The 25,908-nt window shown below is 39.1% G+C and carries 26 protein-coding genes and 2 tRNA genes; 11 read left to right on the top strand and 17 right to left on the bottom strand.

Annotation, left to right across the window (positions count from 1 at the left end; all coding sequences use genetic code 11):
• Positions 1 to 194 precede the first annotated feature (194 nt).
• Positions 195 to 1,352: a glycoside hydrolase family 130 protein gene (locus B3H30_RS11705; protein ID WP_070564250.1), complete on the top strand. Its 1,158-nt coding sequence runs from the start codon at positions 195 to 197 to the stop codon at positions 1,350 to 1,352.
• Positions 1,353 to 1,472: 120 nt separating this feature from the next.
• On the opposite strand, the gene B3H30_RS11700 is transcribed toward B3H30_RS11705, so the two are convergent.
• The 3 genes from B3H30_RS11700 to B3H30_RS11690 form a co-directional block, all read right to left on the bottom strand.
• Positions 1,473 to 1,546, bottom strand: a tRNA-His gene (locus B3H30_RS11700).
• A 247-nt stretch (positions 1,547 to 1,793) separates the two neighbouring features.
• Positions 1,794 to 3,683, bottom strand: coding sequence for a molecular chaperone HtpG (gene htpG, locus B3H30_RS11695; protein WP_070564247.1), 1,890 nt, complete (start codon positions 3,681 to 3,683; stop codon positions 1,794 to 1,796).
• A 168-nt stretch (positions 3,684 to 3,851) separates the two neighbouring features.
• Complete coding sequence (locus B3H30_RS11690; RefSeq protein WP_070564243.1) at positions 3,852 to 4,415, bottom strand: YqgE/AlgH family protein; 564 nt, start codon at positions 4,413 to 4,415, stop codon at positions 3,852 to 3,854.
• Positions 4,416 to 4,567: 152 nt separating this feature from the next.
• On the opposite strand from B3H30_RS11690, the gene pdxH reads away from it, so the two are divergent.
• The 5 genes from pdxH (at position 4,568) to ruvB (ending at position 9,051) form a co-directional block, all read left to right on the top strand.
• Positions 4,568 to 5,221 carry a pyridoxamine 5'-phosphate oxidase gene (gene pdxH / locus B3H30_RS11685; RefSeq protein ID WP_070564556.1) on the top strand — a complete coding sequence of 218 codons (654 nt, stop codon included), beginning with the start codon at positions 4,568 to 4,570 and terminating at the stop codon, positions 5,219 to 5,221.
• Positions 5,222 to 5,223: 2 nt separating this feature from the next.
• The gene (locus tag B3H30_RS11680) at positions 5,224 to 5,712 is read left to right on the top strand and encodes an NADH-quinone oxidoreductase subunit C (RefSeq protein ID WP_070564240.1); all 489 of its coding nucleotides are present in this window, start codon (positions 5,224 to 5,226) and stop codon (positions 5,710 to 5,712) included.
• Between the two features lie 5 nt (positions 5,713 to 5,717).
• Positions 5,718 to 6,914, top strand: coding sequence for an NADH-quinone oxidoreductase subunit D (locus B3H30_RS11675; protein WP_070564238.1), 1,197 nt, complete (start codon positions 5,718 to 5,720; stop codon positions 6,912 to 6,914).
• A 364-nt stretch (positions 6,915 to 7,278) separates the two neighbouring features.
• Positions 7,279 to 8,016 carry a polyprenol monophosphomannose synthase gene (locus B3H30_RS11670; protein ID WP_070564553.1) on the top strand — a complete coding sequence of 246 codons (738 nt, stop codon included), beginning with the start codon at positions 7,279 to 7,281 and terminating at the stop codon, positions 8,014 to 8,016.
• A 12-nt stretch (positions 8,017 to 8,028) separates the two neighbouring features.
• Complete coding sequence (gene ruvB, locus B3H30_RS11665) at positions 8,029 to 9,051, top strand: Holliday junction branch migration DNA helicase RuvB (protein WP_070564235.1); 1,023 nt, start codon at positions 8,029 to 8,031, stop codon at positions 9,049 to 9,051.
• Positions 9,052 to 9,071: 20 nt separating this feature from the next.
• Here the strand turns inward: ruvB and B3H30_RS11660 are convergent, their stop codons facing one another.
• From B3H30_RS11660 to B3H30_RS11650, 3 genes are all read right to left on the bottom strand, one after another.
• On the bottom strand, positions 9,072 to 9,614 hold the full coding sequence (locus tag B3H30_RS11660) for a hypothetical protein (protein ID WP_070564232.1): 543 nt from the start codon (positions 9,612 to 9,614) through the stop codon (positions 9,072 to 9,074).
• Between the two features lie 7 nt (positions 9,615 to 9,621).
• Positions 9,622 to 12,108: a S9 family peptidase gene (locus B3H30_RS11655; RefSeq protein ID WP_070564229.1), complete on the bottom strand. Its 2,487-nt coding sequence runs from the start codon at positions 12,106 to 12,108 to the stop codon at positions 9,622 to 9,624.
• An 87-nt stretch (positions 12,109 to 12,195) separates the two neighbouring features.
• The gene (locus tag B3H30_RS11650; RefSeq protein ID WP_070564226.1) at positions 12,196 to 13,620 is read right to left on the bottom strand and encodes an ATP-dependent DNA helicase; all 1,425 of its coding nucleotides are present in this window, start codon (positions 13,618 to 13,620) and stop codon (positions 12,196 to 12,198) included.
• 85 nt (positions 13,621 to 13,705) lie between these two features.
• On the opposite strand from B3H30_RS11650, the gene B3H30_RS11645 reads away from it, so the two are divergent.
• Genes B3H30_RS11645 through coaD form a run of 3 tightly spaced genes read left to right on the top strand, consistent with a single transcriptional unit; the run spans position 13,706 to position 15,511 of the window.
• Entirely contained in the window at positions 13,706 to 14,503 is a 798-nt protein-coding gene (locus B3H30_RS11645) for a DUF3822 family protein (protein WP_070564222.1), read from the top strand.
• The gene (rsmD, locus tag B3H30_RS11640) at positions 14,494 to 15,033 is read left to right on the top strand and encodes a 16S rRNA (guanine(966)-N(2))-methyltransferase RsmD (RefSeq protein ID WP_070564219.1); all 540 of its coding nucleotides are present in this window, start codon (positions 14,494 to 14,496) and stop codon (positions 15,031 to 15,033) included. Before B3H30_RS11645 ends, rsmD begins: the two co-directional genes overlap by 10 nt.
• A gap of 1 nt (position 15,034) precedes the next feature.
• The gene (gene coaD, locus B3H30_RS11635; RefSeq protein ID WP_070564216.1) at positions 15,035 to 15,511 is read left to right on the top strand and encodes a pantetheine-phosphate adenylyltransferase; all 477 of its coding nucleotides are present in this window, start codon (positions 15,035 to 15,037) and stop codon (positions 15,509 to 15,511) included.
• 192 nt (positions 15,512 to 15,703) lie between these two features.
• On the opposite strand, the gene B3H30_RS11630 is transcribed toward coaD, so the two are convergent.
• Positions 15,704 to 16,657, bottom strand: a complete 954-nt coding sequence (locus B3H30_RS11630; RefSeq protein ID WP_070564213.1) for an aldo/keto reductase — start codon at positions 16,655 to 16,657, stop codon at positions 15,704 to 15,706.
• 182 nt (positions 16,658 to 16,839) lie between these two features.
• On the opposite strand from B3H30_RS11630, the gene B3H30_RS11625 reads away from it, so the two are divergent.
• A tRNA-Leu gene (locus tag B3H30_RS11625) sits at positions 16,840 to 16,919 on the top strand.
• Between the two features lie 205 nt (positions 16,920 to 17,124).
• Here the strand turns inward: B3H30_RS11625 and B3H30_RS11620 are convergent.
• The 10 genes from B3H30_RS11620 to B3H30_RS11575 form a co-directional block, all read right to left on the bottom strand.
• Entirely contained in the window at positions 17,125 to 17,544 is a 420-nt protein-coding gene (locus B3H30_RS11620) for a c-type cytochrome (RefSeq protein ID WP_070564210.1), read from the bottom strand.
• Between the two features lie 91 nt (positions 17,545 to 17,635).
• The gene (locus B3H30_RS11615) at positions 17,636 to 18,019 is read right to left on the bottom strand and encodes a hypothetical protein (RefSeq protein ID WP_070564207.1); all 384 of its coding nucleotides are present in this window, start codon (positions 18,017 to 18,019) and stop codon (positions 17,636 to 17,638) included.
• A 43-nt stretch (positions 18,020 to 18,062) separates the two neighbouring features.
• Positions 18,063 to 18,719: a DUF1345 domain-containing protein gene (locus B3H30_RS11610; protein WP_070564549.1), complete on the bottom strand. Its 657-nt coding sequence runs from the start codon at positions 18,717 to 18,719 to the stop codon at positions 18,063 to 18,065.
• A gap of 10 nt (positions 18,720 to 18,729) precedes the next feature.
• On the bottom strand, positions 18,730 to 19,542 hold the full coding sequence (locus B3H30_RS11605; RefSeq protein WP_286834102.1) for a hypothetical protein: 813 nt from the start codon (positions 19,540 to 19,542) through the stop codon (positions 18,730 to 18,732).
• Positions 19,543 to 19,600: 58 nt separating this feature from the next.
• Complete coding sequence (locus tag B3H30_RS11600; protein ID WP_286710288.1) at positions 19,601 to 20,590, bottom strand: LLM class flavin-dependent oxidoreductase; 990 nt, start codon at positions 20,588 to 20,590, stop codon at positions 19,601 to 19,603.
• 46 nt (positions 20,591 to 20,636) lie between these two features.
• Entirely contained in the window at positions 20,637 to 21,824 is a 1,188-nt protein-coding gene (locus tag B3H30_RS11595) for a THUMP-like domain-containing protein (RefSeq protein WP_070564197.1), read from the bottom strand.
• Positions 21,825 to 23,087 carry an aspartate kinase gene (locus B3H30_RS11590; protein WP_286834098.1) on the bottom strand — a complete coding sequence of 421 codons (1,263 nt, stop codon included), beginning with the start codon at positions 23,085 to 23,087 and terminating at the stop codon, positions 21,825 to 21,827. It lies immediately after the preceding gene.
• Positions 23,088 to 23,110: 23 nt separating this feature from the next.
• Positions 23,111 to 23,902 (bottom strand): DUF3298 and DUF4163 domain-containing protein, encoded by a 792-nt coding sequence (locus B3H30_RS11585; RefSeq protein WP_070564193.1) that lies wholly within the window; start codon positions 23,900 to 23,902, stop codon positions 23,111 to 23,113.
• A 21-nt stretch (positions 23,903 to 23,923) separates the two neighbouring features.
• Positions 23,924 to 24,376, bottom strand: a complete 453-nt coding sequence (locus tag B3H30_RS11580; protein ID WP_070564191.1) for a GNAT family N-acetyltransferase — start codon at positions 24,374 to 24,376, stop codon at positions 23,924 to 23,926.
• Entirely contained in the window at positions 24,369 to 25,061 is a 693-nt protein-coding gene (locus tag B3H30_RS11575) for a YggS family pyridoxal phosphate-dependent enzyme (RefSeq protein WP_070564188.1), read from the bottom strand. The genes B3H30_RS11580 and B3H30_RS11575 overlap by 8 nt, the downstream gene beginning before the upstream one ends.
• A 73-nt stretch (positions 25,062 to 25,134) precedes the next feature.
• Here B3H30_RS11575 and B3H30_RS11570 point away from each other — a divergent pair, with 73 nt between their 5' ends.
• Positions 25,135 to 25,905 carry a DUF4296 domain-containing protein gene (locus tag B3H30_RS11570; protein WP_070564184.1) on the top strand — a complete coding sequence of 257 codons (771 nt, stop codon included), beginning with the start codon at positions 25,135 to 25,137 and terminating at the stop codon, positions 25,903 to 25,905.
• Positions 25,906 to 25,908 lie beyond the last annotated feature (3 nt).

Here is a 25,908-nt window from a genome sequence, read left to right as displayed (position 1 = left end):
ATTTGTGTTTTTTAGTTTTGATCCCAATTCAATTTTGTTGAACTTGTTTTTGCGGTACTTTTTTCTATTAGCATTATATTTGTGAATGATCAATAATAGTTTCGATCGCTCTTCAGTGGTAACCAATTTATAATTTTCACTTTTACAGGCTGTTGTTTGCTACTACATGTAAAACCATAGAAATCAATTAAAATATGAATATTATCGTAAAAATTGCAGGCTCTATTCTGTTCGTCTTTTTATGCGGCTGCAGCGTGCAGCCTGCTGGAAAGCTTAAAAAAGAACAATGGGTATTAGGAGGCTTTGAACGGCCCAAAGGTGTCAATCCAATTATTGAGCCCGATACGAGTTCCGTATTTTATGATCCAATGCTGAAGAAAGAAATTCGATGGGAGGACAACGACACTTTTAATCCTGCTGCAGTAGTAAGGGGAAATAGTATCTATGTCATTTATCGTGCAGAAGATCGGACAGGAAAAGCTATTGGCCACCGGACCTCCCGATTGGGGTTAGCAGCTAGTGCTGACGGTATTCATTTTGAACGACTGAAAACGCCTATATTCTATCCGGGGCCTGATGAGCAGCAAGATAACGAGTGGCCTGGCGGGACAGAAGATCCTCGGATAGCACAGACTGAGGATGGGCGTTTTGTGCTATTTTATACCCAATGGAACCGAAAGGTACCGCGGCTTGGTGTAGCAATATCCACTGATCTGAAACACTGGACTAAATACGGTCCTATTTTTAAGAACTCGAGAAATAGGCGCACTCTAGTCAATGAACCGCATAAATCGGCTTCTATTGTGACTACATTGAAAGGTAACAAACAGGTTATAGCTAAAATCAATGGGAAATATTGGTTGTACTGGGGAGAACATGGTGTTTATGGCGCCACATCCGATAATTTGATTGACTGGGAACCCGTAACAGATAATAGAGGTACACTGAAAGCCTTCATTTCGCCGAGGGATGGTTACTTTGATAGTTCGTTGACAGAGTGCGGTCCTCCAGCAGTTTTGACTGATAAAGGAATTGTATTGCTATACAATGGTAAGAATCATGCTGAGAAAGGGGATGTGCGTTTTAATAAAAATACCTATTCCGCTGGACAGGTTTTATTTAGTCCACGAGATCCGACAAGCGTATTGGCTCGAATGGATGTTCCGTTTTTACGCCCCATGGAATCTTTCGAAAAAAGTGGACAATATATAGATGGAACGGTTTTTATCGAAGGATTGGTCTTTTTTAAACAAAAATGGTTTTTATATTATGGTTGTGCGGACTCTAAAGTTGCTGTGGCTATTTATGATCCGCGCCATCCAGGGCTTATGGATCCTGTGCCTGAACTGTAAAAGGGAAGAAGTTGCCTTTGAAGCTTGTTCGGATGATGGGTAGCTGGTCAAGGAGCATTTGTTTAGTTGGCTGAGAACTTATCAAATTAAAAAAGGCAGATCATTTGATCTGCCTTTTTGGGTAAGTAATCGGGCTCGAACCGACGACCCCTAGAACCACAATCTAGTGCTCTAACCAACTGAGCTATACCTACCGTGATTTTGATGATACAAAAGTACGATTAAACCCTATTCCCTCCAAATATTTGACTGAAAAAAAACAGCGTTTAAAGCCAACTGGGTGAAGATTAGTTTATTAAATTTTAATAAAAAACATCTAAAGGGTTGCATTTCGATAATGCCATGCATTTGGCTGCTCCAAATTTGTCATTTGTGTCCAATTTTTAATAAAAAAGGCGGTTACTATTAAAGAGACCGCCTTTTTTATTAGAAGGAATACCCTTAAATCATTTCTACACTTCTCTTCACAAAAGATGTCAGATCTGCTCCAGACAATAAACCTCTGGATAAGAGTGCTAAATCAAAAGCTTGTTTTGCCAGTTTTGAACCTTCTTCGTCTGATGACGATAAAATTCTTTTGATCAGCGGATGGTTCCCATTGACTGTTACCTTATAATTATCGGGCAATGAACCATAAAAATTCATGCCACCACCTGTCTTGGCCATATCTTTCATTCGACGCATAAATTCATCAATTGTTACCGATACAGGCAGGTCACTTTCATTTAACGCGTCAACTTCAACTTTCATATCTTGGCGCGAAATTGCTTTTTCGAAAACCTCCAGCGCTTTTTTGGATTCTTCTTCTGAAAGGGCCAATTCAACCTTTTCATCTTTTTGGATCAACTTATCGATAACGTCAGCATCTACACGTTTCAGCTGTACCTTATCGCCGCCCTTTTGCTCTAAATAAGCTGCAAAGTGTGTATCCAATGGCCCATCAAGCATCAAAACATCATAACCTTTGTTTAATGCTGTTTGGATAAAGCCATCTTGTTGAGCGGCGTCATGTGTATATAAGTAGACAATGTTACCATCTTTATCTACCTGGATATCTTTGACCTTTTCGTAATACTCTTTAATGGTGAAGCTTTGGTTACCTGTGTTTTTTACTAAACAGAAGTCATTTGCTTTTTCAGCAAATTTCTCATCGCTAAGCATACCGTATTTGATAAATAAACCGATATCCGTCCATTTCTCTTCAAATCCCTTACGGTCGGTCTTAAATATTTCGTTCAATTTGTCAGCCACCTTTTTGGTGATATAACTGTTGATTTTTTTTACGTTACTGTCTGCCTGTAAAAATGAACGGGATACGTTTAACGGAATGTCCGGTGAATCAATTACCCCATGAAGTAACATCAAGAATTCAGGAACAATATCTTTCACCTCGTCGGTGATAAACACTTGTCGAGAATAGAGTTTAATTTTATTACGCTGGATTTCCAGTTCATTTTTAACTTTAGGGAAGTAGAGGATACCTGTCAGGTTGAATGGGTAATCAACATTGAGGTGTATCCAAAACAAAGGTTCATCCATTGAATATGGATAGAGTTCGCGGTAGAAGGCTAGATAATCTTCGTCTTTTAATTCAGACGGTGATTTTGTCCAGGCTGGATTGGTATTATTGATGATATTATCTACCTCTACAGATTTGTATTTTGGTTTTCCTTCTTCGTCTTCACCGTCCTGTTCAGAATTTGTTTTGGTGCCAAAACGGATTGAAACAGGAAGAAATTTAGCATACTTATCTAAAATGTCCTGTAGTCGTGCCTGGCTTAAAAATTCTGTTGATTCTTCATTAATATGTAAGATGACGTCGGTACCACGTGTGGTTCTTGAGCCCGTAGAAATTTCGTAAGATGTACTACCATCGCAAGTCCAATGAGCCGGTTCTGCGCCATCTTGATAGGATAAAGATTGGATTTCTACGGTATCGGCTACCATAAATGCGGAATAGAAGCCTAAACCAAAGCGACCAATGATTTCATTTGCGTCATTTGCCTCCTTGAATTTTTCCATGAACTCTGTTGCTCCTGAGAAAGCGATCTGGTTGATGTATTTTTTTATTTCATCGGCTGTCATACCAATACCATTATCGGAAATAGTGATGGTCTTGGCCGCTTCATCAAATTTTACGTCTACAATCAATTCTCCTGTTTCCCCTTGGTATTGACCCAAAGAAGCCAGACGTTTGATTTTTTGAGAAGCATCAACGGCATTAGATACCAGTTCACGCAAGAAAATTTCATTATCAGAGTATAAGAACTTTTTGATTACGGGAAATATATTCTCCGTGTGAATTGAAATACTACCTTTTTCTGGATTCATAATTTGTATGTCGCTATTTTAATTTTATGATTTGTTTAAAACATACAATCAGTGTTCCAAATCGTCCCTACAGGACATGATGGCAGAAAACCGCCTATTTTGTCATAGGCTCATTCGGTGATTTACGGACTCGTAAAGCAAACTGTCATATAGCGTAAGTCCCTTTCGCTAATTTAGACCTGGGCTCTGTGGGAAGTTGGCGACATGTGCATATTTGGGACCTAATCCAATGATGGCATCCTTCCATAGCAATTCGCCATTACCTTCAAAAATGAGCTGTTGGTGGTATTTGTTTTGTACAGCCCAGCTATTTTCTTTGATTTCGCCGTCCAACTGACCGGCAGACCATCCAGAATATCCGATAAAGAATTTTAATTCGTCAGGTTTTATGCTATCGGTTTGTATGGCTTCAATAAGCTTTTCTTCATCGCCTCCAAAATAGATTCCAGGAGCCACTTCCTCGCCACTTAGCAGTAAATCAAAACGGCTATGTACAAAAAAAAGACTTTCCTGAGCCACAGGACCACCGACGTAGATGGGGAAATTGCAATTCGGTATAGATTCCAATAATTGGCCTATGCGAACATTGGTTTGATTATTTAGGACAAATCCGAGGGAACCCTCTTTATTGTATTCACATAACAATATCACGGATCTGAGGAATCTAGGGTCTAGCATAAATGGCTCGGAAATCAATAGACTTCCTTTTTGTGGGTTTAGTTCGGTAAACATATAGCGCGAATTTTAATTATTTATTGAATTTAATCTTTTTTATTTAATCTATGCGAGATTTGTGCCAAAATTGAGATTTTGTCAATTTCTACTAACTTTATAGAGAAAAAGCAATGATTTTAGTAAGTTTGTGGGATATAAAACAGGTTTCTATGTCCATTCAACATAAAGATATTGCAGCAATCAGACAGGATTACGTATTAGGTAGCCTATCTGAATCGGATGTGGATCGTAATCCAGTCCACCAGTTTAAAAAATGGTTTGATGAGGCTATTCACAGCGAGGTAATCGAGCCTAATGCCATGGTGCTTTCAACGGTGTCATCCGATCAATTACCTTCCTCGCGAGTTGTTTTATTGAAGGACATTGTAGCTGAAGGACTGGTCTTTTTTACAAATTATGAAAGCCGTAAAGGGGAAGACATGAAAGCGAATCCGCATGTTGCCATGTTGTTTTTTTGGCCTGAATTACAAAGGCAGGTCCGAATTGAAGGTGTTATTGATTTTGTAAGTGAGGCCGATTCCGATGAATATTTCCAATCGCGCCCAAAAGCAAGCCGTATCGGTGCACTAGCATCCCCGCAGAGCCATGAAATCCCCAACCGTAGTTTTTTGGAAAACAGGGTGGAAGCACTCGAAAACCAATACAATGGAAGCGATTCTGTACCGAGACCGTCACATTGGGGTGGCTATCTGTTGAAACCGATTTATTTTGAGTTTTGGCAGGGGCGTGCAAGCCGGCTACATGATCGCATAGTCTATAAAAAGGTGTCGGATTCCTGGAAGATTACGCGTATAGCTCCATAAATATGACATTTGACGAAATTAAATCGATGCTTGTTTCCAAATTTGGAACTCAACTTATTCTTAAAGAAGATCGCAACGGGCTGCAGCCTGCACTATTTATAGATAAAGCAGATATTGTAGCCGTTTGTTTATTCCTCCGGGATACAGAAGGCTTATATTTTGATTTTTTAAGCAACCTTACTGCAGTGGATTATCAAACGCATTTTAGCATTGTCTACCATTTAAATTCCTTGCCGTATCAACACAGTTTGGTCTTAAAAGTTGAGTTGTCTGGTCATCGTTCGCTGGATGAACTACCGGAGATTCCTTCGCTTACTTCGGTGTGGCGCACGGCAGACTGGCATGAGCGCGAAGCATTTGACCTGATGGGGATTTATTTTGAGGGACATCCGGACCTTAGAAGGATTTTGCTGCCTGACGATTGGGAGGGCTATCCTTTACGGAAGGATTATGAGGAAGCGGAGAAATATCATGGCATTCATATTAATTGATAGAAATGGCGAATCCAAAATATAAAGAGGCATTACTGCGCTATGAAAAACACCTTACAGAGATCTCAAGTCAGGAAATGGTGTTGAATATGGGACCTCAGCACCCTTCGACACATGGTGTGCTTCGGTTACAACTGATTACAGACGGAGAGATCGTGAAAGAGGTTGTTCCACATTTGGGTTATCTGCATCGTTGTTTCGATAAGCATGCTGAATCGTTGAATTATGCAAAAACAATTCCTTTTACTGATCGCTTGGACTATTTGGCTTCGATGAACAATAGCCATGCTTTCGTTATGGGAGTTGAACGTATGCTTGGCCTTGACAGCAAAATACCTAAAAGAATAGAGTACATTCGGGTTTTGGTCTGTGAACTCAACCGAATAGCATCCCACCTGATTGCTATTGGTACATATGGTATTGATATCGGTGCCACAACGCCATTTTTGTGGTGTTTTCGGGATCGTGAACATATCATGAATATGTTGGAATGGACCTCAGGTTCCAGGATGCTGTACAACTATATCTGGGTAGGCGGGTTATTTTATGATTTGCCCGTTGGCTTTGAAGAGCGCTGTACAGAATTTATCACGTATTTCAAACCTAAATTGGTCGAACTGGATGAGATATTGACACAGAACCAAATATTTATTTCCCGTACGGCTAAAATAGGTGTACTTCCTGCTGATGTTGCTATAAATTATGGTGTATCGGGACCTATGCTGCGTGCTTCGGGAATAAAATGGGATTTGAGACGCATAGATGGTTATTCTGTCTACCCAGAAATTGATTTCGAGATACCTGTGGGAAAAGGTGAAATGGGGGTAATCGGTGATTGCTGGGATCGTTATAAAGTTAGGGTGGACGAGGTCAAGGAATCGGTTCGCATTGTCGAACAATGCCTTGAACGACTACAGAAAGACTTTAAACGTACGGCCGAATTTGATCCGCGCGCTTTGGTCCCGAAGAAAGTGAATCTGAAAGCTCAGGACTACTATGTCCGTGCTGAAAATCCGAAAGGAGAATTAGGGTTTTATTTTGTCACAAAAGATAAATCAGATATCCCGTTGCGGGTCAAGTCAAGGGGCCCAAGCTTTAATAACCTTTCCGTGATTTCAGAACTTGGAAAAGGGGTGCTGATTGCTGATTTAATTGCGATCCTAGGATCGATTGATATCGTTTTGGGAGAGGTTGATCGTTAGACTGCGGTAGTGTGCATGTTTTATAAACGATTTAGCAAAATAAAATAGAGATTGTATTGAAAATGTTGCATGAAAACGCAATTAAATTTGTAATTGAAAGCAATTTTCATCATATTTGCAGTCTCATAATTTAAGTTTATAATTGGTTAATGAAAGCTCGTTACTCCCAAAGTAACGGGCTTCTCTTTTTTATAGCGTGCAATCTATTGATGCTGTGTATTTATGATACTGGTGTGTTGGTTTGAGCTTGAAGGGTTTACTGCCTTTTCTCGCGAGTATTGTTGATTATCCTGTAGATTTCATCGAATTCCTGTACTAGAATTTAACGTAAATGATTACCTTTACTGGTCTTAAATATAAAAAAGTGACGGATAGTTTAGTTATCATTCCAACATATAATGAAAAGGAAAATATTGAAAAAATCATTCGCAAAGTTTTTTCCTTATCACACGCATTTGATATTCTAATTGTAGACGATGGTTCGCCCGATGGGACGGCTACAATCATCAAGAATTTACAGGTTAATGAATTTTCTGGCCGTTTGTTTATCGAAGAGCGAATCGGGAAGCTGGGTTTAGGAACAGCGTATATCCATGGATTTAAATGGGCGCTATCCCGCGAACATTACCGCTATATTTTCGAAATGGATGCAGATTTCAGCCACAATCCAGAGGATTTACTTCGTTTACGGCAGGCTTGTGCGGATGGTGCAGACATGAGCATAGGTTCGCGTTATATCAAGGGCGTGAATGTTGTCAATTGGCCGATGAGCCGTGTGTTGATGTCCTATTTTGCTTCAGTATATGTTCGTTTTATAACAGGAATAAATATCCAGGATGCTACCGCAGGATTTGTTTGTTTCACCAGGGAAGTCCTGAGGACAATCCCACTCGAAAAGATTAAGTTTGTAGGGTATGCTTTCCAGATTGAAATGAAATTCACCGCCATAAAATATGGCTTTGATGTAGTCGAAGTACCCATTATATTCACAGATCGGACCGAAGGCACATCAAAGATGAGCACAAGTATCTTTAAGGAAGCTTTTTTTGGAGTTATCCAATTGAAATTAGGAAGTATCGGAAAGCGGTACAAGAGAAATTAAAAGATCGCTACAATGAACGAGAATTTAGATCCAAATCCAGGGCGTCTGAGCAACACAGATCGTGATATTGAACGGGCATTGCGGCCTCAGGCTTTTGAAGATTTTACAGGTCAGGCTAAAATATTAGAGAACCTCAATATTTTTGTGAAGGCAGCCAGGCTGAGAGGCGAGGCGCTGGATCACGTTTTGCTACATGGCCCCCCAGGCTTAGGAAAGACGACCTTATCCCATATCATTGCTAATGAGATGGGTGTTGGCATTAAAATTACTTCGGGACCTGTATTGGATAAACCGGGTGATCTTGCAGGATTATTGACAAATCTCGAAGAAGGGGATGTCTTGTTTATCGATGAGATCCACCGTTTAAGCCCTTTAGTAGAAGAATATCTCTATTCGGCAATGGAAGATTTTAAAATCGACATTATGCTGGAAACAGGACCGAATGCACGGTCTGTGCAGATCTCCCTTAATCCGTTTACCCTAATCGGGGCAACAACGCGATCAGGACTTTTGACAGCCCCTTTGCGTGCACGCTTTGGAATTAATTCCCGCCTACAATATTATGATGCGAAACTCCTGACAACTATCGTGTTGCGTTCGGCACATATCTTAAACACACCGATTTCTGATGAAGGTGCCTATGAGATTGCACGAAGGAGCAGAGGTACACCCCGGATAGCCAATGCTTTACTGCGCCGTACACGGGATTTTGCACAGATAAAGGGTAACGGAAGCATCGATAAAGAAATAGCGAAATATGCTTTGCACGCGCTTAATGTGGATGAAAATGGTTTAGACGAGATGGACAACAAAATCTTAACGACTATTATAGACAAATTTAAAGGTGGACCTGTCGGTTTAAAAACTGTAGCCACAGCAGTTGGGGAGGATGAAGGTACGATTGAGGAAGTCTACGAACCCTTTCTGATTCAAGAAGGATACATTATGCGGACCTCGCGGGGTCGCGAATGTACAGAGGCTGCTTATAAGCATTTGGGCCGTGTCAATCACTCGAAAGGAAATACATTGTTTTAATCGCGAATAGAAACGATACTTTAACTTTTCTGCTGAATAATTTTATTGGTCCGGCTCATTAGGGCTGGACTCGGTTTTGTTCGTTGAAAATAGCTTATCTGAGCCTGTAACTCCTCATGTATCCAAGGGTACTTTTTTCGTAGGTTATTTAAGATGTCCAGGCAGTTGACCAATACAGCGACAGGACATGCAGGTTCGATCATCCATTGGAAGGAATGCTCGATAATTTCTTCTTCTATCTCATTTTGAAGTGTATATTCTTTATTTTTTTTAGACGTTAAAAATAATAGAATTTTAGTATAGCTTCTAAGACAACTCCAGTTTTTTTGTTTTTTTAAATTGTTCAAAAATTGCGGGAGAACAGATTTTAGCAACGCTGTATTCTTTAAAACGATGGTTTCAAATACCCATGCGGCGCGAAAGGCAACCTTTTTATCCTTCTCTAAGGAGATGTTCAGCAGATCAGCCAGGGTTATTCCTTGGAGCATCTCCAAAGAAAAATCCGTTACCTCGAAAGATCTCAAGGTAACGGATAAAAATGCTAATTTTTCATTGTAGGTCATGTAACCGTTATTTTTGTGGCTTTTCTCGATTCATTTCAGTCATGTCAACTTCGTTCATCTTGGAATCACCCAATAGATATTGGCTAAAGTAATCGCCCATTTTCCAGAAGAAATACTCCGTCATATCGCCAAAGCCATGTCTTTGTCCAGGTAATAGCAGGAAATCAAATCTTTTGTTAGCCTTGATCAATGCGTCTACCATGCGAATTGAATTTGCCGGGTGCACATTGTTGTCAATGTCTCCTGTAGCGATAAGTAGTCTGCCTTTTAGGTTTTTTGCGAGCTCTGTATTTTTATTGATTTGGTAGGAGAATGTTGTATCGCCTTTAGCCGATACTTTTTCTGTCACCCCATGATGACGCTCACTCCACCAGCGGTTGTAAATCTGATTTTCATGGTTTCCGGCGCCAGACACCGCAACTTTAAAGAAGTCAGGGTAAACAAGCATCGCCGCTGTAGACATAAAACCACCGCCGGAGTGACCAGTTATACCAACGCGGTTAATGTCGATGTATTTATAACGATCTGCGAGCTGTTCCGCCGCTACTTTTTTATCTTCCAAACCATAATCGCGCAGATTGCCATATCCATAGGTATGATACCATTGCGAACGTGAAGGATGTCCACCACGGTTACCAACTGTGATGACGATAAAGCCAAACTGCGCTAGCCTATCGATTCTGTCCATGCTTCTTCCAAAGGATTTATTGACAGCTTCGGTTTGAGGCCCAGGGTATACATATTCCACAATTGGATAAGTTCTGGTACTGTCAAAGTCAAATGGTTTGTACATGACCCCATAGAGATCCGTGGTGCCATCCCCAGCTTTCACTTTAAAAGGTTCTGGAAATTTGTACCCGGCAGCAAATAGCAAGGATAGGTCAGCTTTTTCCAGTGTCATTATTTTCTGTCCATTGCTATTGTATAAGACGGATTCAGGAGTCGTGTTTACTCTGGAGGAATTATTGACAAAATATCGGGAAGATTCGCTCACTTCCACTTGGTGGTCAAAGTTTCCTGGATTCAATAATTTAATTCCGGAACCATTTGTATTTACACTGTACTGATGTAGATAATAGGGGTCTTCGTTTTTCTCACGTCCCGATGCTGTAAAGTATAATGTTCCGGAAGCAGGGTCAAAGCCGGTAATTTCCTCCGTATGAAAAGCTCCTTTTGTAATTTGATTAATCAATTTTCCATTTGTGTCGTAGAGGTAGTAGTGGCCCCAGCCATCTCTTTCCGACCAATGAACTAATTGCTTCTTGTTTTCGATCAGGAATGGTTTTTGAACATCCAGATATACATTGGAACGCTCCTGGATAATATTGTTTACCGTACCATTTATATTGACCTTTAGGAGATCAATTCGTTTCAGGTCGCGGCTAGAGCGTGAAATGTAAAACTCTTCGTTATTGCCCAGCCAATAGTTGGTAAAATAATCCTCTTTATAAGAATTTTTATCCGGGGTTTTTGTCCAGGTAGAGACGGTCTGATTTTTAAACGCAGCTATATTGATGCGGCGTGGAGTTTTTGCTGCCGCGTCGAAGATATATAGTTCAGTTTCTGTCGAATCGACTTCGCCTGGCATTTGGTATTTATAAGTTTCAAGTGTCGGCCGGGATGAGCCAACATTATTGATTACCCATAAGGGCTTTAGAGAACGGTTGTCCTTTCTGGTCAAGGTAAAATAACGTCCATCCGGAGACCAGCTGATCCATACCCGCTTGCGTTTAGTATCGTTGTCTTTATCTTTTTCCTCACCCGTAGTTGTGCTATATTCATCACCGCCCCAAGCATAATATTGCACCCCGTCTTTTGTTATCTGGTGCTCAACAATGGTGCTGTCTTTTTCATCCTTTACCGCTTTAAGATAGTTGGATTTGTCCATCCAATACAAGTTGTAATCTTTCGCAAAATAGACTGTATTGGTGTCAGGCGAGAATGTCGCCCAACCCAATGGCGGTTTTACCTTTGTCGAGTCGCTGATTTCTACCACAGACTGTGCTGCTAAGTCATATTCCAGATAAAATAGTTTCTTTTTGGTGGTATCGGACTTATTCTTGAGCTTTTGTATTTCATCTTTGGATTTTACGGTATCTTTGGTACTCTGAATCTGAAACCTCAATTTTTTCTCATCTTTGGTAAATCGAAGCCCCTGTAATTCCAGATGTTGGGCATCTACAGGATTTTTAACGATTTTAGTAATTTGAGCGGCGAGGTTGTCGTTATTGAAAAGAAGTTCTTTCTTTTTCAGCGCAGGGTTTACAATGTACCAGTTTCTTCCCTGCGGACTTGCGTAATCATACCAAAAGCGATCGGAAAAATTGATCCAATTTGGTTTGATGCTCGTCGAAAAAATCATTTTCTTTAATTTTTCAGGGGAGAATTTTGCAGCCAGCTGATAATTTGACTTTATAGGGGCTTCCTTCGCCTGTTGTGCAGCGCTAACATAGGGCAATAAGCTCGCCGCTAAGATTAAGTAGTACTTATGCATTAATAATATAGATAATTGTATAATAATGGTTCTGAACGTAAAAATATCTATTATTAGGTTCTTTTGCGAATGATTCGTGTAATAATCCTATGATGGATAGAAGTTTTCATTGAAATTGACCAGAAAAAGTTCCTTTGTTGCTCGGGTAACCCCAGTGTATAACCATCTTAAAAATTCAAGATCCAACATATCATCGTTTATATAGCCCTGGTCAACAAACACGATTGGCCATTGACCACCTTGTGCTTTATGGCAGGTAATTGCAAATGCAAATTTAATCTGAAGCGCATTATAATAGGGGTCTTTTTTGATTGCTTCGAGCCTGTCCTTCTTATCCATGATATCGGCATAATCCAAGGCAATCTCTTCGTAGAGAGCTTTTTGGCTTTCATAGGGCAGATTGGGGCCGTCTGTATAGAGGCTATCTAAGATAACGCGGCAGGTGATGGGTTCTATTTCGTCAATGTCTACAAATTCAAGTGTGACATCTGCAAATCGAAATCCATGCTGATCGTGGATGTTACTTACTTTTCGTACTTTGGCCATATCGCCATTTGCAATAAATCCATCGCCCATGTTGTTTTCCTGTAACCAGAAGTAGTTGTTTTTTACAACCATAATATAATCTCCGCCCGTCAGTTCCTCGTCCCGGAACAAAATTCGGTTCCTTATATTTTGGTTGTATAAATTTGCAGATCGATTTGAACGGCAGATAATCATGGTATTTTCGAGTCCATATTTGTCATATGCATAGTTTATACCTTCGATTAACCGTTCACCTGTCATTCTGTAAAGATCTTTAAATCCTTTTGTTATGAATTTTGGAAAAGGGAAGTCGTCTTGATCTTCTTCTGCCGAGGTTATCTCTTCGCGTATTTTGGTTGCATTGTACAATATACCGGAGTCTTTGGATTGGCGGACAACCGTGGTTAGCTCAAAAGGATAAACGCAAAGATGAAATTCACTTTCGAGATAGCTTGGGTTTAAGGCAGGACTATCCAGGAGTCCTACAGGAGGTAATTGAGCCGTATCTCCAACAAATAATAGGGTACAGTTCTTCCCCGATTGTACATAACGGATCAAGTCGTCCAACAGGCTTGCCGAAAATGCATTCACAGGTGCGTTGGATATCATTGAAGCTTCATCGATGATAAATAAAGTGTCTTCGTGCAGGTTCTCCGCCAAGGTGAAATCCAGCTGAAATGATACAGCAGATTTTTTTCGGTATATTTTTTTGTGTATTGTCAGTGCTTTGCGACCAGAATAATAGGTGATCACTTTTGCCGCCCTGCCTGTTGGTGCCAGCAGAACAGCCTTTTTCCGTAATGCAGGCAGCACTTTAACCAGCGCCGAAATTAATGTTGTTTTTCCCGTACCAGCGTATCCTTTAAGTACAAAGCAGGATTGCTTGTCAAAAGCGAGAAGAAATTCTTGCAATAATTCGAAAGCCTCCAACTGCTGTTCGGTGGCTTGCCATGGGAATTGCTGTATTAACAGATTTTTGATGAACACCCTCAAAGTTATTTAAAAGGTTTGTCTTATCCTCTAGAAAAAGCTATTTTTGCTCTAAGAAGTTTTAATTTTTACAATTCAGCGAATGAATTATATTTCAAAACAATTTAATATTCATTATTTACCGGAGTACAATCTTTTGGTCAAGGCTGGCTTTCAGAAGGATGTCTTGGCGGTGGTTGATAAAAAGTCGATCGCACCGATTTTGATCGAGTATCCGTCTGAGGAGCCAATTTTGGATGCCACACGGATTATGAGCCTTCCGTTTCGATTTGTCCGCGTTGTGATACCACATCAAACTTTTACGTTTATTCCAAAAGAATTTTTTCTGAGCGAAAATATCAGCGATTACCTACAGTTTTTAGGTACAACTGATCTTGAAAATACATTTAGCTATTCTTTAGATAATCTTAATTTAGTTGCTGTATACCAGTTTGATGGGCTTTTATTAAATAGGTGGAAGCGGTTGTTTCCTGATGCTGTTATACTTCCCGAATTTGCGGTTGTGCTTGATCGTGCCCAGGAGCGTGTATCTATTAGAGGGAGTGTGCTGGGGCTTCATTTTGTAGCTGAAAATACAGTTGATTTTTATCTGTTTAAAAACGGGGTTTTTCAGCTTTATAATAGTTTTGAAATTCATAATCTTGATGATATCAGCTACTATGTCCTTAATATTTTAACACAATTCAATCTAGGGGACTCCATCAATAAAGTGCTCCTTTCAGGAGAAATTCCAAATGAATCCTATTATAAACGTATCTCTACTTATGCGGGTGATATCGAAATATTGGATTTGAAGACAAAAGTCGTATTGGCGGATAGCGAGATCGAGTCAAATTTGACCCCATATAATGTATTGTTTGATTCTATACTATGCGAATAATCGGAGGTCGTTTAGGTGGTTTAAGGCTGAACCCACCAACCAATTTACCTGTGAGGCCAACCACGGATATCGCTAAGGAAGCGCTGTTTAATATTTTACAGAACCGACTGGATTTTGATAGTTTAAAGTGTCTGGATCTTTTTGCAGGAACAGGAAATATTAGTTTTGAGCTCGCATCGCGAGATGTGGAGTCAGTAGATGCAATAGATCTTCATTTCAAATGCGTGCAATATATCAATGAAACAGCCGGGAAGATGAAACTGGAGCAAATTAAAACAAGGAAAGCCGATGTATTTAAGTTTATTGCCAGTTGTAAGGATACCTATGATTTTATTTTTGCAGACCCACCTTATGATATTCCTAAATTGCCACAATTGCCAAAATTAATTTTTGAACAGGAATTGCTGCATGAACATGGGCTCCTTGTTGTTGAGCATCCGTCAACAAGACAAATGGAAGATCATCCAAATTTTATAGAAACTAGAAAATACGGGTATTCATCATTTTCTTTTTACGCTAAGACTATCTAATATGAAAATTGCTGTTTTTCCGGGCTCTTTTGACCCCTTTACATTAGCTCATCAAGATCTTGTTGAGAGAGCAATGCCGCTATTTGATAAAATTATTATTGCAGTGGGCTATAATGCCAATAAAAAAGGAATGTTAGATCATGACGAACGGGTAGATTCAATTAGCCGTGTTTTTAACGATGTGAGTAGGGTTGAGGTGCATAAATATAAAGGTCTTACAGTAGATTTCTGTAAGCAAGTTAAAGCAGGTTTTATATTGCGTGGGCTCCGAAATACCAATGATTTTGAATATGAAAATGCAGTTGCTCAAAATAATTTGTTGCTCAATAATGATGTTGAAAGTTATTTTTTAATGAGTAGATCTGGAAAGGCTCATATTTCTTCATCCATTGTTAGAGACGTGTGGTTTAATGGAGGAGATATCAGTGCGATGGTGCCTGTTTCCATTTTATCCTTACTGAATGAAAAAATAAGATAAGTTGCCTCGGGCTGAGAAAAAGTTATTGAAAAACAGGTGTTTATATTCGTTATCTAAATCATCTGTTTTCTTTATTTTAGAACAGCTCACTTTCTCCTATACGGTATAGCCAAATATTATTTGGTAACTTGATTAGTATATTTTTAATGTTCTTATTTTCAATATACTAGATTGTTTTTTTGTGCTTTTGGTCTAGTAATCGCTTGCTTGGTTTAAGAGGTAATACTCTTCCGGTGTCAGCTTTATTTCTACAGCTCTGCTAAGTTCTTCGAGCTGCTGGATACTAGTTGCACTCACTATAGGCGCTGTAACTGAAGGCCTGTGTAAACTCCAGGCTAACGCTATAGCGGACATGCTAGCTTGTTGTGTATGTGCTATCTCAGCCAAAACATCTAAAATGCGCAGGCCGCGGGTGTTAAACTTGTCTTTTAATGCGTCATAACGCTTGGCACCTTTGATGTCATCAATAGAGCGGTATTTACCCGACAGGAAACCACTGGCAAGTGAATAATAGCTGATGACGCCAAGATGATTATCGAGGGCCAATTGTTCATACTGCTCTTCGTATTTCATCCGGTCGTAAAGGTTATATTCGGGCTGAATAGCGATATAATACGGTAAATTGTGGTCTTCGGCTATACGAAGGGATTCTGAAATCCGTTCTGGACTTAGGTTGGAAGCACCGATCCATTTTATTTTTCCATTCTGTATCAGGTTATGATAAGCCTCCAGTGTTTCATCGATTCCAGTTGTCAGATCATCGTGATGAGATTGATAAAGATCGATTGTGTCTACATTCAATCGCAGGAGTGAATCTTCCACAGATTTAATAATATACTCTTTTTTAAGATTAGGTTTACTATTGTCTATTCGACGTCCGCCGACTTTTGTTGCAATCTGAATTTTATCGCGAATATCTCTTTTGCTGATCCATTTGCCAATGATTGTTTCTGATTCTGACCCACTGTGTCCCGGCACCCAATGTGAATAGTTGTTGGATGTATCAATAAGACTGAATCCCATATCGATAAAAGCATCTAACAGGGCGAAAGATTGTTTCTCATCGACGGTCCAGCCAAATACATTTCCACCGAAAACAAGAGGTTTGAATTCAATTTCACTGTTTCCGAGTTTTACTTTTTCCATAATCATTTGATTGTTTTCTGATTAAAAATACGTAAAAAAGGTCGTTTTCAATCGTTCTATAGGGAAATGAAAAGTTTTTTTAAAATTTTCTCATTCATTTTCAATGAGTTTTAAAAATGATCAGTATAGTGATTTGGAATAATAAAAACTTTACTTACTTTTGCATCATCCCAAACGGATATGCCCGGATGGCGGAATTGGTAGACGCGCTGGTCTCAAACACCAGTGGGAAACCGTGCCGGTTCGACTCCGGCTCCGGGTACTAAAGCTTCTCAATCGAGAAGCTTTTTTTATTTACTGACTATTTTTTATACTTAGCTCAGCGTAGTTTCGCGCGGTTCCTTATTCATTTCCAAAATGAATGGTCTTATTCTTCTGGTTCTAAAACTTTTTTCCATTAAAATGTAATAGAAATAAAAAACACCACAATACAGCGTATTATGGTGTTACATGAATATGTGGTTTGATTAGTTTTTTGCTAAGACCATTTCTGGTTCTTCTTTTCCGCCATGACAGGTTTTACAGGAAATAGCTTTGGCAGGCGAGCTATCCCAGCTTCGATTAAAATACTTTTTGTTTATCTTTTGGGTCATCTTAATCATCGCTCGTCCAATCTCTTTTTTGTGGTTATCATCACTCGCAAAATCCATTTTTTTGGGATCTTCCTTCGACGGTGCATGACAGAAACCACATTTTACACCCAATGCGACATTAAATTCCTTCATAGTGGAAATTAATTCATCGTGGGAGATATTTTTGGGAAGAACTTTGAGATTAGTCGGTTTTGGTTCTTCTTTAGGTTTTTCCTGTTGGAAGCTAAATGCACTCAAAGCAATGGCAATAGCAAACACAGATGCAATTGCACCTAATTTATTTATTTTTTTCATTTCTCTTTTCCTTTATGCTTACCTAAATATAGGGAGAAAGAGATAATTTTCAAACAGAAAATGAAGTTAATATGACAATTTAGATTGATTATTATTTACGTACTGCATTATCCACAACCCAAGATTGGCTATTGGATTGATAATTAATTTTCAGCAACTTTCCTTCGATCTTCACGTCTTTTAAGAGTGTTGTATCAGTAGAAGTCCAAGTGCTATCATTGGTTTTATCAAATCGAACGCCTGTAATATTTGGGATGCCTGTGAAAAACTCAATTTTATAAGTATCGGTACCATCACGAAGCACCCGTATCAGGCGATTATCCCGGTCCACTTCAATGGAATTGCCTTGGTATTTAACACGACCGATAAAGCTGCCGGAAGCGTCCGCAGCACCACCTGTATTTTCATTTTTTTTACACGAGATAAATAAGATAACGAATAAAAGGGGCGAGACTAAAGGCTTAAACAACTTCATGTGTGTAATTTTTGTGCTAAAATAAGCTTTTTTGTCCAAAATCTCAATTGATCAATCCAGAAATGATGTTAATGGTCAATGCAACGACAAACGTATTTAAAGCAAAGGAGAGGAGGCCATGAAATAATGCTACTCTTCTTATTTTTTTTGACGATATTTCCACATCAGATACTTGAAAGGTACAGCCCATCACAAATGAAAAATAAGCAAAATCTAAATAATCTGGATGGTCATCTCCTGGAAACTCCAGTCCAGCTCCATTTGCGTGATGTTCGTAGTATAATCGCGCATAATGAAAGGTGTATATGGTGTGAACCAATATCCATGAAGCCAACATAGCCAGCATACAAATAATGATAATGTAAGCATCATTCAGCTGTTTATCCTTACTTGATATGATAATCATTAATACTGAAATAAAACAGCCTATGGTCACTAAAATAATAAAAAGGGATACAAAGAGACGGCTACCATCTTCTTGCTGTGCTTTGCGCGCAATGGTAGAAATAGGTGTGGTGTAGAATGTATACCAAGATATAGAAACGTAGGAAAGACAAAAACCAAACCAGCACAACATTAAATTGAGCAAGGGGATGGTTTTAATGGGAGAGATGAAGTAGATCAATAAAAAAATACAGACCGAAATCATTGCCCTATGAATGGACTGCATTCGATGTAGGTAATAGTTTATTTTTTCCATTTCAGTTCTATTAACAATCAAACTGTTCTTCTGCATCAAAAATCAATGGATTGCCATGATTGGAAAGCAGCAGTAATAGTGCCTCTTCCTCATAATCCCTTGGATTGGAAAAAATAAAATCCAGCGCGCCATCCCGGTCAATATCTCCAACAAATAATGTCCTCATAAATACATGGTCATATTGATCTACCTGGAAAAGTGTCTTTTCTTTACCTCCATTGGTTGCGCTATAGTTGAGTTTATAATTGGCAACCTCATGAAATACTTTCTCGTGACCGTTTTCGTCGGTTTGCACTTCAGTTGATCTAATATCACCCACTGCTTTGAGGGTAACTTTTTGGTTTTTAAAAGTATACTGGACAGATTCTTTTGGCCAGATTTCGGCTTGATTTATTTTGACATGTTCAATGAGACCAGGCTTAAGTCCGCTTAACTTCAAGAATAACAATGAATTTCTGCGTGATTCGACACTCTTAGACGGTACCTGAGCACACTCGTCAAAACCATCTTTAATCACATAATCCGCCTTTGCCAAGTAATATTGTCCACTTTCTTCGTAAAGATCATACCATTCTTTATTTAAGACAGCCGTTGGGTCTTCCTTCTCCCAGATACGGTAACTACGAACAAGGAAAATCTGACCTTTAGCAGGGTCTGCTTTTTGGTAAATAGAAGATGTTGTATCATCCACAGTCGATACCGCTAAACTGTCTGATACTATTTTTGCATCAGGTCGATCTTGCTGTTGTTTTGTTGTCTGGTTTGAACATGCCTGCAGGGAGAGCAAACCCAATATCAGGCTGAAGGAAAAAAAAACATTCATATGCGGTGAATTTTGCTTAAATATATAAAATTCACCGTATATAAAGTAGTTTGGATTCTTACGTAAGAATTTCTTTCAACAATGATAATGAATGGAGACACTTTTCATCATCAAAGATATAGGAAGTCGCCATGATCTCGTCCACTTTGTGATCGTTTACGAATTTTTCTATTTCCGGAAGGATTTTAGGGCCATCGCCAATAAATGCACAGGAAGCCATACTTTGCACAGCTTGCTCTATCGCGGGAATGCCTTTGTAGATTACCTCTTGAGTAGGTTCTGAAAGTGGTCTTCTGGTATTTGTCACAATACCAGCGAATAGATTATAGAAGCTTGTTGCTAAGAAATTGGCTTCTTCCGTACTATCGGCAGCGATAACATTGACACAAGAGATGAAATATGGTTTTTCTAAGGTATTAGAAGGAACAAAATTTTGATGATAGATCATGCTTGCTGAAGCAAACTGTGCCGGAGCAAAATGCGTTGCAAAAGCATATGGAAGACCTAAGCTAGCAGCTAAATAGGCACTATCGGTACTTGACCCGAGGATATAGAGTGGGATGTCCAACCCTTCTCCTGGAAACGCACGTACTTTTGCGTCGTAGTTGTCTCCACTGAAGTAGCGCTGTAAGTCTTTTACCTCTTGTGGAAACTGAAAGGCTGTATTCAAGTTGTTTCTGCGCAAAGCCATTGCGGTCAATTGATCAGTGCCCGGTGCACGTCCCAAACCGAGGTCAATACGCCCGGGAAACAAGGTTTCTAATGTTCCAAATTGCTCTGCAATGACTAAAGGAGCGTGATTTGGTAACATGATCCCACCAGAACCCACGCGTATAGAACTGGTGTTTGATGCGATATGTTGTATGAGGAGTGAGGTTGCTGAACTGGCAATATATTCCATATTATGATGTTCGGCAACCCATATCCTTTCAAAATCTAATTTTTCTACATGTTGGGCCATTTTTACGGTGCGAGCCAACGCGCTTGCTGTATTTTCTCCTTTTTTGATCGGAGCCAAGTCCAATGCTGATAACGCTATTTTATCCATGCATTAAAATTACGGAGAAGTTATTCGACAATTGTAATGAAAATGTCTATTCTAAAATACGTTGTGTATGTATGACACTAAATTGATCATTCACGGTTGTCGTGAAAAATGTGAACGAATCACTAGCGTCTTTGATTTTAAATTTCTTTTTGATCTCTTCGGTCTTCAAGGGAAAATTTTTGGCGATGATATCGGAATTCAATGCTCTTTTATTTTTCTTAAAATCTGTAAATGATTCCACCTGTTTGATGATGAATGTTTTACCGGGAAAATTTTCGATCTTTTGATCGGAGGTGTAGAGATGGGTGTTTTTATGGAGTTTTTTTACGTTGAATACTTCGGCAATAGTCTTAAATGCTCCGGCTTTGGAGAGAGCTACATCCGGTTCGTATAAATAGGATAGCGGCCTACTGTAGTCATTTGAAATTGCACGTTCATTTTCGTAAGTGAAAGATATAATCTGCTGTTGTTCTTGATATAACCTGACCGCGTGGATGCAAGGTTCAGCTTCGTATCCTTTCTCCTGCACGAAGATAAGTTCTTTGCAGTCATTTTGCAAAGAGACGACATAAACGTCCTTAACATGTTGCAGCATGTGTATTGCTGCAGAAATATCCAATAGTGGAGCTAGCTTACTTATTATTTTGTTGGCATGTTTGAAAAATTCATCTTGCAAGGCAACCAAATTAGGTTCACATTCATCAAGTAGAAACACTTTTTTGTTTTGAACTCTTCTTGAAGGATCCAAATAGATATAATCAAATCTTCTCTTTGGATCGTTTAGTATATATTCAACTCCATTTGCCGCAATGATCTGAAGATTTTCTGATTTCAATATCTTTGCATTATGTTGGGTGATTGCAGCGAGTTCGGGATTGAGTTCGCAGGATGTTACTTGCTTTGCCCGTTTAGAGAAGTAAAAGCTATCAACACCGAAGCCACTGGTAGCATCAATTAAATGGCTGTTGTTTTCGATGAGTGAACTTTTAAATAATCCGGTTTTCTCGGAAGAACATTGTTCGAGATTGAGTTTGGTGGGGAAGTAAATCCCTGCTGTTTCGGCCCATAGTGGAATTTTGCCGCTCGCCCGTTGTCTACCATCGAGTTGTGCCGCGAGCTCGGAAGATGATATTCCTTCAAAAGGAGATTTTTTTAAAGCGATTTTAGTCGGAGACTCCAGTTTGTTTCGTTCTAAAAACTGTTGAGCCTCCTCTTGAAGGATTAATGTGTTCATTTATATTTTCTTAACGAGAAGTTGGCAAGTATAGGTATCCTTTAGTTCGCTAATAACTTCTTTATCAACCAAAACGCGATCACTGGTTTCTTGATTATAATAACGGATTGTAATGAGTTCTAGCCCAGATTCATACCTGACTTTGAATTTTTGCTCCAGTTCGTTAATTAAGTCGACTAGATTTTTTCCAGTATCATCGACGGAAACCGTAAAGTTGATCGCCGTATTATGCATCATATTAATTTTAATACGATGTTCATGAAATAGGTTGAAGATGTCTCTCAGATTGTCTTCAACGATAAATGAGAAATCCCTCGGGGAGATGGAAATAAAAATCTGGTTCACCTTAAAGATGAAGGAGGGCACAGGTAAAGTTTGGTTTGTACTCTTTATCATTGTTCCAGGTGAGTCAGGGTCCACAAAGGATCGCACATTTAATGCGATCTTTTTATTCTGAAGCGGCTTGATTGTTTTCGGGTGAATAACCGTAGCCCCATAATAGGTAAGCTCTATAGCATCGGTATAAGATAGCTCAGGAATCAACTCGGTTTTCTCAAACCACTTCGGATCCGCATTAAGTACACCTGGAACGTCTTTCCATATAGTTACATTTTCGGCATTTAGACAAGAAGCAAAAATTGCCGCAGAGTAATCGGAACCTTCACGGCCTAAAGTGGTTGTGAAATTTTCAGAGGTAGAACCTAAAAATCCCTGCGTAATTACAATATACTCGTCTAGGATGGCTGGCAGTTCGGCACGGATTTTTTCTTCCGTTTTGTTCCAGTCTACGACAGCTTCGCGATAGGTGTTGTCCGTAAATATATAATCTCGTGCATCTAGCCATTTTACCTTTTCACCAATGAATGCAACGTAGGCTGCAACAATCTTGGTGGAGATAAGTTCACCCATCGAAACAATTTGATCGAAAAGATAATCATATGAATCTTGAGGTTCTTCCTCTAAAATCCACTCGATCTCCACAAAGCAGTTGGAAATCTCATCAAATATAGGATGTTCAGCTTCAGGGAATAATTCTTGAAGGATTTGAAAGTGAAATGCTTTCGCCTCTTCAAGTGTCTGAAATTGGTTCCCCGTGTTGTTAAAATATTCTTTGGTCAATTTCTCTAGAAGGTTTGTTGTCTTTCCCATGGCGGATATGACGACTAACAAGGCGTCGCCTTTGTATTTAGAAATAATCCGCGCCGAATTTCTGACACTTTCAGCATCTTTTACTGATGCACCCCCAAATTTAAAAACCTGCATTTATTTATTAGTTTAGTTGATTGCTAGTTGATACTATTAATATAGTGTAATCCTTTTTCTGAAATCAGATGTTTAAATGTTGTATAGGGAATACGTAATTCAGTATTTCCTTCAGCATAAGATTTGATTTCGTATACGTTGTAGTAAAACAGGATGTCGTTTTTTTCAAAAGTGAAGTTATCGGCCAAAGAAAATTTACCGTCTTCAAAAAAGTACTTTCCATTTAGGGAATCATCAGCATTTAATCCTTCTTGCTTACGGAAGTATTGCTCGGCGATTTGAACGAATTTATTTTTGTTCTCTTCCTGAATGATATCATTGATTGTAATTGCACTGTTAGATTGACGATCAAAATTGGAGTACAGCGTGAAATGGTCCCCATGCGCTCCACCAGTATATTCCTCTTGTTTGGTTCTTACACCCAAGAAAACAGGCGTATTGACGATCACATCAATCTGTAGATCCCGACTCCAGGTTGATGTAGATTTGCCATTATTGTCTTCCACATATTCGTTGTATGAATTTATAAAGCGATGTGCTGCATCTGCCATGCTTGTGTCGCCTTCAAGATGAACAATACTTGATATGAGGGTATTGATTTTATTTTCTTGGAAAATCGGGTATTTTGCGCGAAAATAAGTTGTGTCCAAGCGATCATCTTCTTTTAGAAAATAATTGCTATGCTCATCGATGATTTTTTGACTATAGGAAAGTGTGTCTGTGGGCTGTTTCGCTATAGCGGCCTTTTTGTGGTCACTGCAAGCGGACAGAACGCAGCTAATAAATAATACTATTAAAAAAAAGTAAAATCGCATTGAATTGATGATTCTCGTTATTTAATACGTGATTGACACATTAATCCATTCGGCATCGAAGTTTGCTTTATATTTTTCATAAAACTTTATAGCTGGCTCATTCCAATCGAGGACCTGCCACACCATGCCATGAAATCCACACTGTTTGCCGTAAGCTAAAGTTTTATCAAAAAGCAGCTTGCCTATCCCTAAACGTCGCATTCTTTCGGTAACAATCAAATCTTCCAAATAGAGTCTTCTACCTTTCCAGGTTGAATATCGGACATAATATAATGAAATTCCGACAATTTCGCCATCCACTTCGGCAACAAATGCACCCCAAACGGGATTCTTTCCAAATCCTGCATCTTTAAATTCTTCAAGCGACACGGTGACCTCGTCCGGTGCTTTTTCAAAAATAGCCAATTCTTTAATTAGCTCGAGCATTTGGGTGCAATCACTTTCAATTGCCTCTCGTATCGTTGTTTTAATCATTGTTTTTGAAGTGTTTGATTACTCTTTTGCCAAATATTGTGCTTCCAATCCGCACCATTGTCGAACCTTCTTCAATCGCTAACTTATAGTCTGAAGACATTCCCATGGATAGGATATTAAAATACTCTTCCTTCCGGTAGAAACTTACCTTAATTCCATCGAATAACATTTTTAACTCATAAAATTCGGCTTTAATGACTTTTTCATTATCTGTATTGGATGCGATGCCCATTAAGCCACAGATCCGAATATTTTTTAATTCGAGAAACTCGTCGTCGCGAAGAAGTTCGATTAGTTCAGCATGGTCGAAACCGAATTTTGTTTCTTCTTCTGCAATATATACTTGTAACAAACAGTCGATTGTACGTTGCGCTTTCTGCGCATGTTTGTTAATCTCTTTTAATAATTTTAATGAATCAACTGACGCAATTAAGCTGATGAATGGTGCAATATATTTAACCTTATTAGTTTGAAGGTGACCAATCATATGCCACTGAATATCTTTAGGTAAAAGTGCTGCTTTTTCAACTAATTCTTGAACATGATTTTCACCAAATATACGCTGTCCTGCCTCATAGGCTTCCATAATGTCCGAATTGGATTTTGTTTTTGAAACTGCTACAAGTTGTACCCCAACAGCCTCGGTTTCCAATCTTAACGCTTCTAAATTACGAGCAATACTCATTTCCGATATAGTTTTGATGATGTAAAAAGCGCCAAATGTCGGTGCTTTTTGTAAATTTGTACAAAACTACGAAATGCTACGATTAATACTGAATCTACTTGCAGTGATTTTTTTATTTGGTTCTTGTATCGGAACTGGGGGGAAAGATATTATCCCTCAAAGTAAGTTTGTGGATGCATTGACCGAAATTCAACTGACAGACTCCTATCTTAATATTTTGCCCATTGACAGCGCACGTAAAGTAATGTTGCCTTTGTATCAAGTGACCTTTGATAAATATGGATTGGATTCGGTTTCTTTTCGAAAGAACTTAGACTATTATGGTAAGGATGCTGAAGTGATGTCTGCGATTTATAAAAAAGTGGAGGATAATTTAACGAAGGAAAATAAGGTTTACGCCGATATAGAACGGAAAAAGCAAGATTCAATTCGAACGCGCGATTCAATCCAGAATATGCGTATTCAAGATAGCACCAATCGCGTTATGCGTGCACAACAGTCTTATCAGGAACGAATTGCAGCACTTATACATTATTTGCCAAATAAGACGAAATTCAACTTTAGAGAAGCTTCTTCCTTGTTTAATACGAACTTTCAAACAAAGACTGGTATAAACATGAACGGCTATCTCATGAACCAATTGTCGGTCGGTAATTCAAATTTACCAATTGAATCGCCTTCTCCACAGAAAGATACGGTTTCCCAACTGAAAACACCTGGTACTTCAGTCAAGGATACTCTTGTGGTACAAAACCATGTGGAGCCACAATTACCAACAAATGAATTGGAAAAAAGACCAATTCTCACGCCGCCGCGTCACATCAAGCCGCCGACGGAACTTTAACCA

The organism is Sphingobacterium sp. UBA7038, from assembly GCF_002494055.1.
In the GTDB taxonomy this organism is placed as follows: Bacteria; Bacteroidota; Bacteroidia; order Sphingobacteriales; family Sphingobacteriaceae; genus Sphingobacterium; species Sphingobacterium multivorum.
Note: the sequence above shows the minus strand (reverse complement) of the source record. Positions and strands in the feature narration are given on the sequence as shown.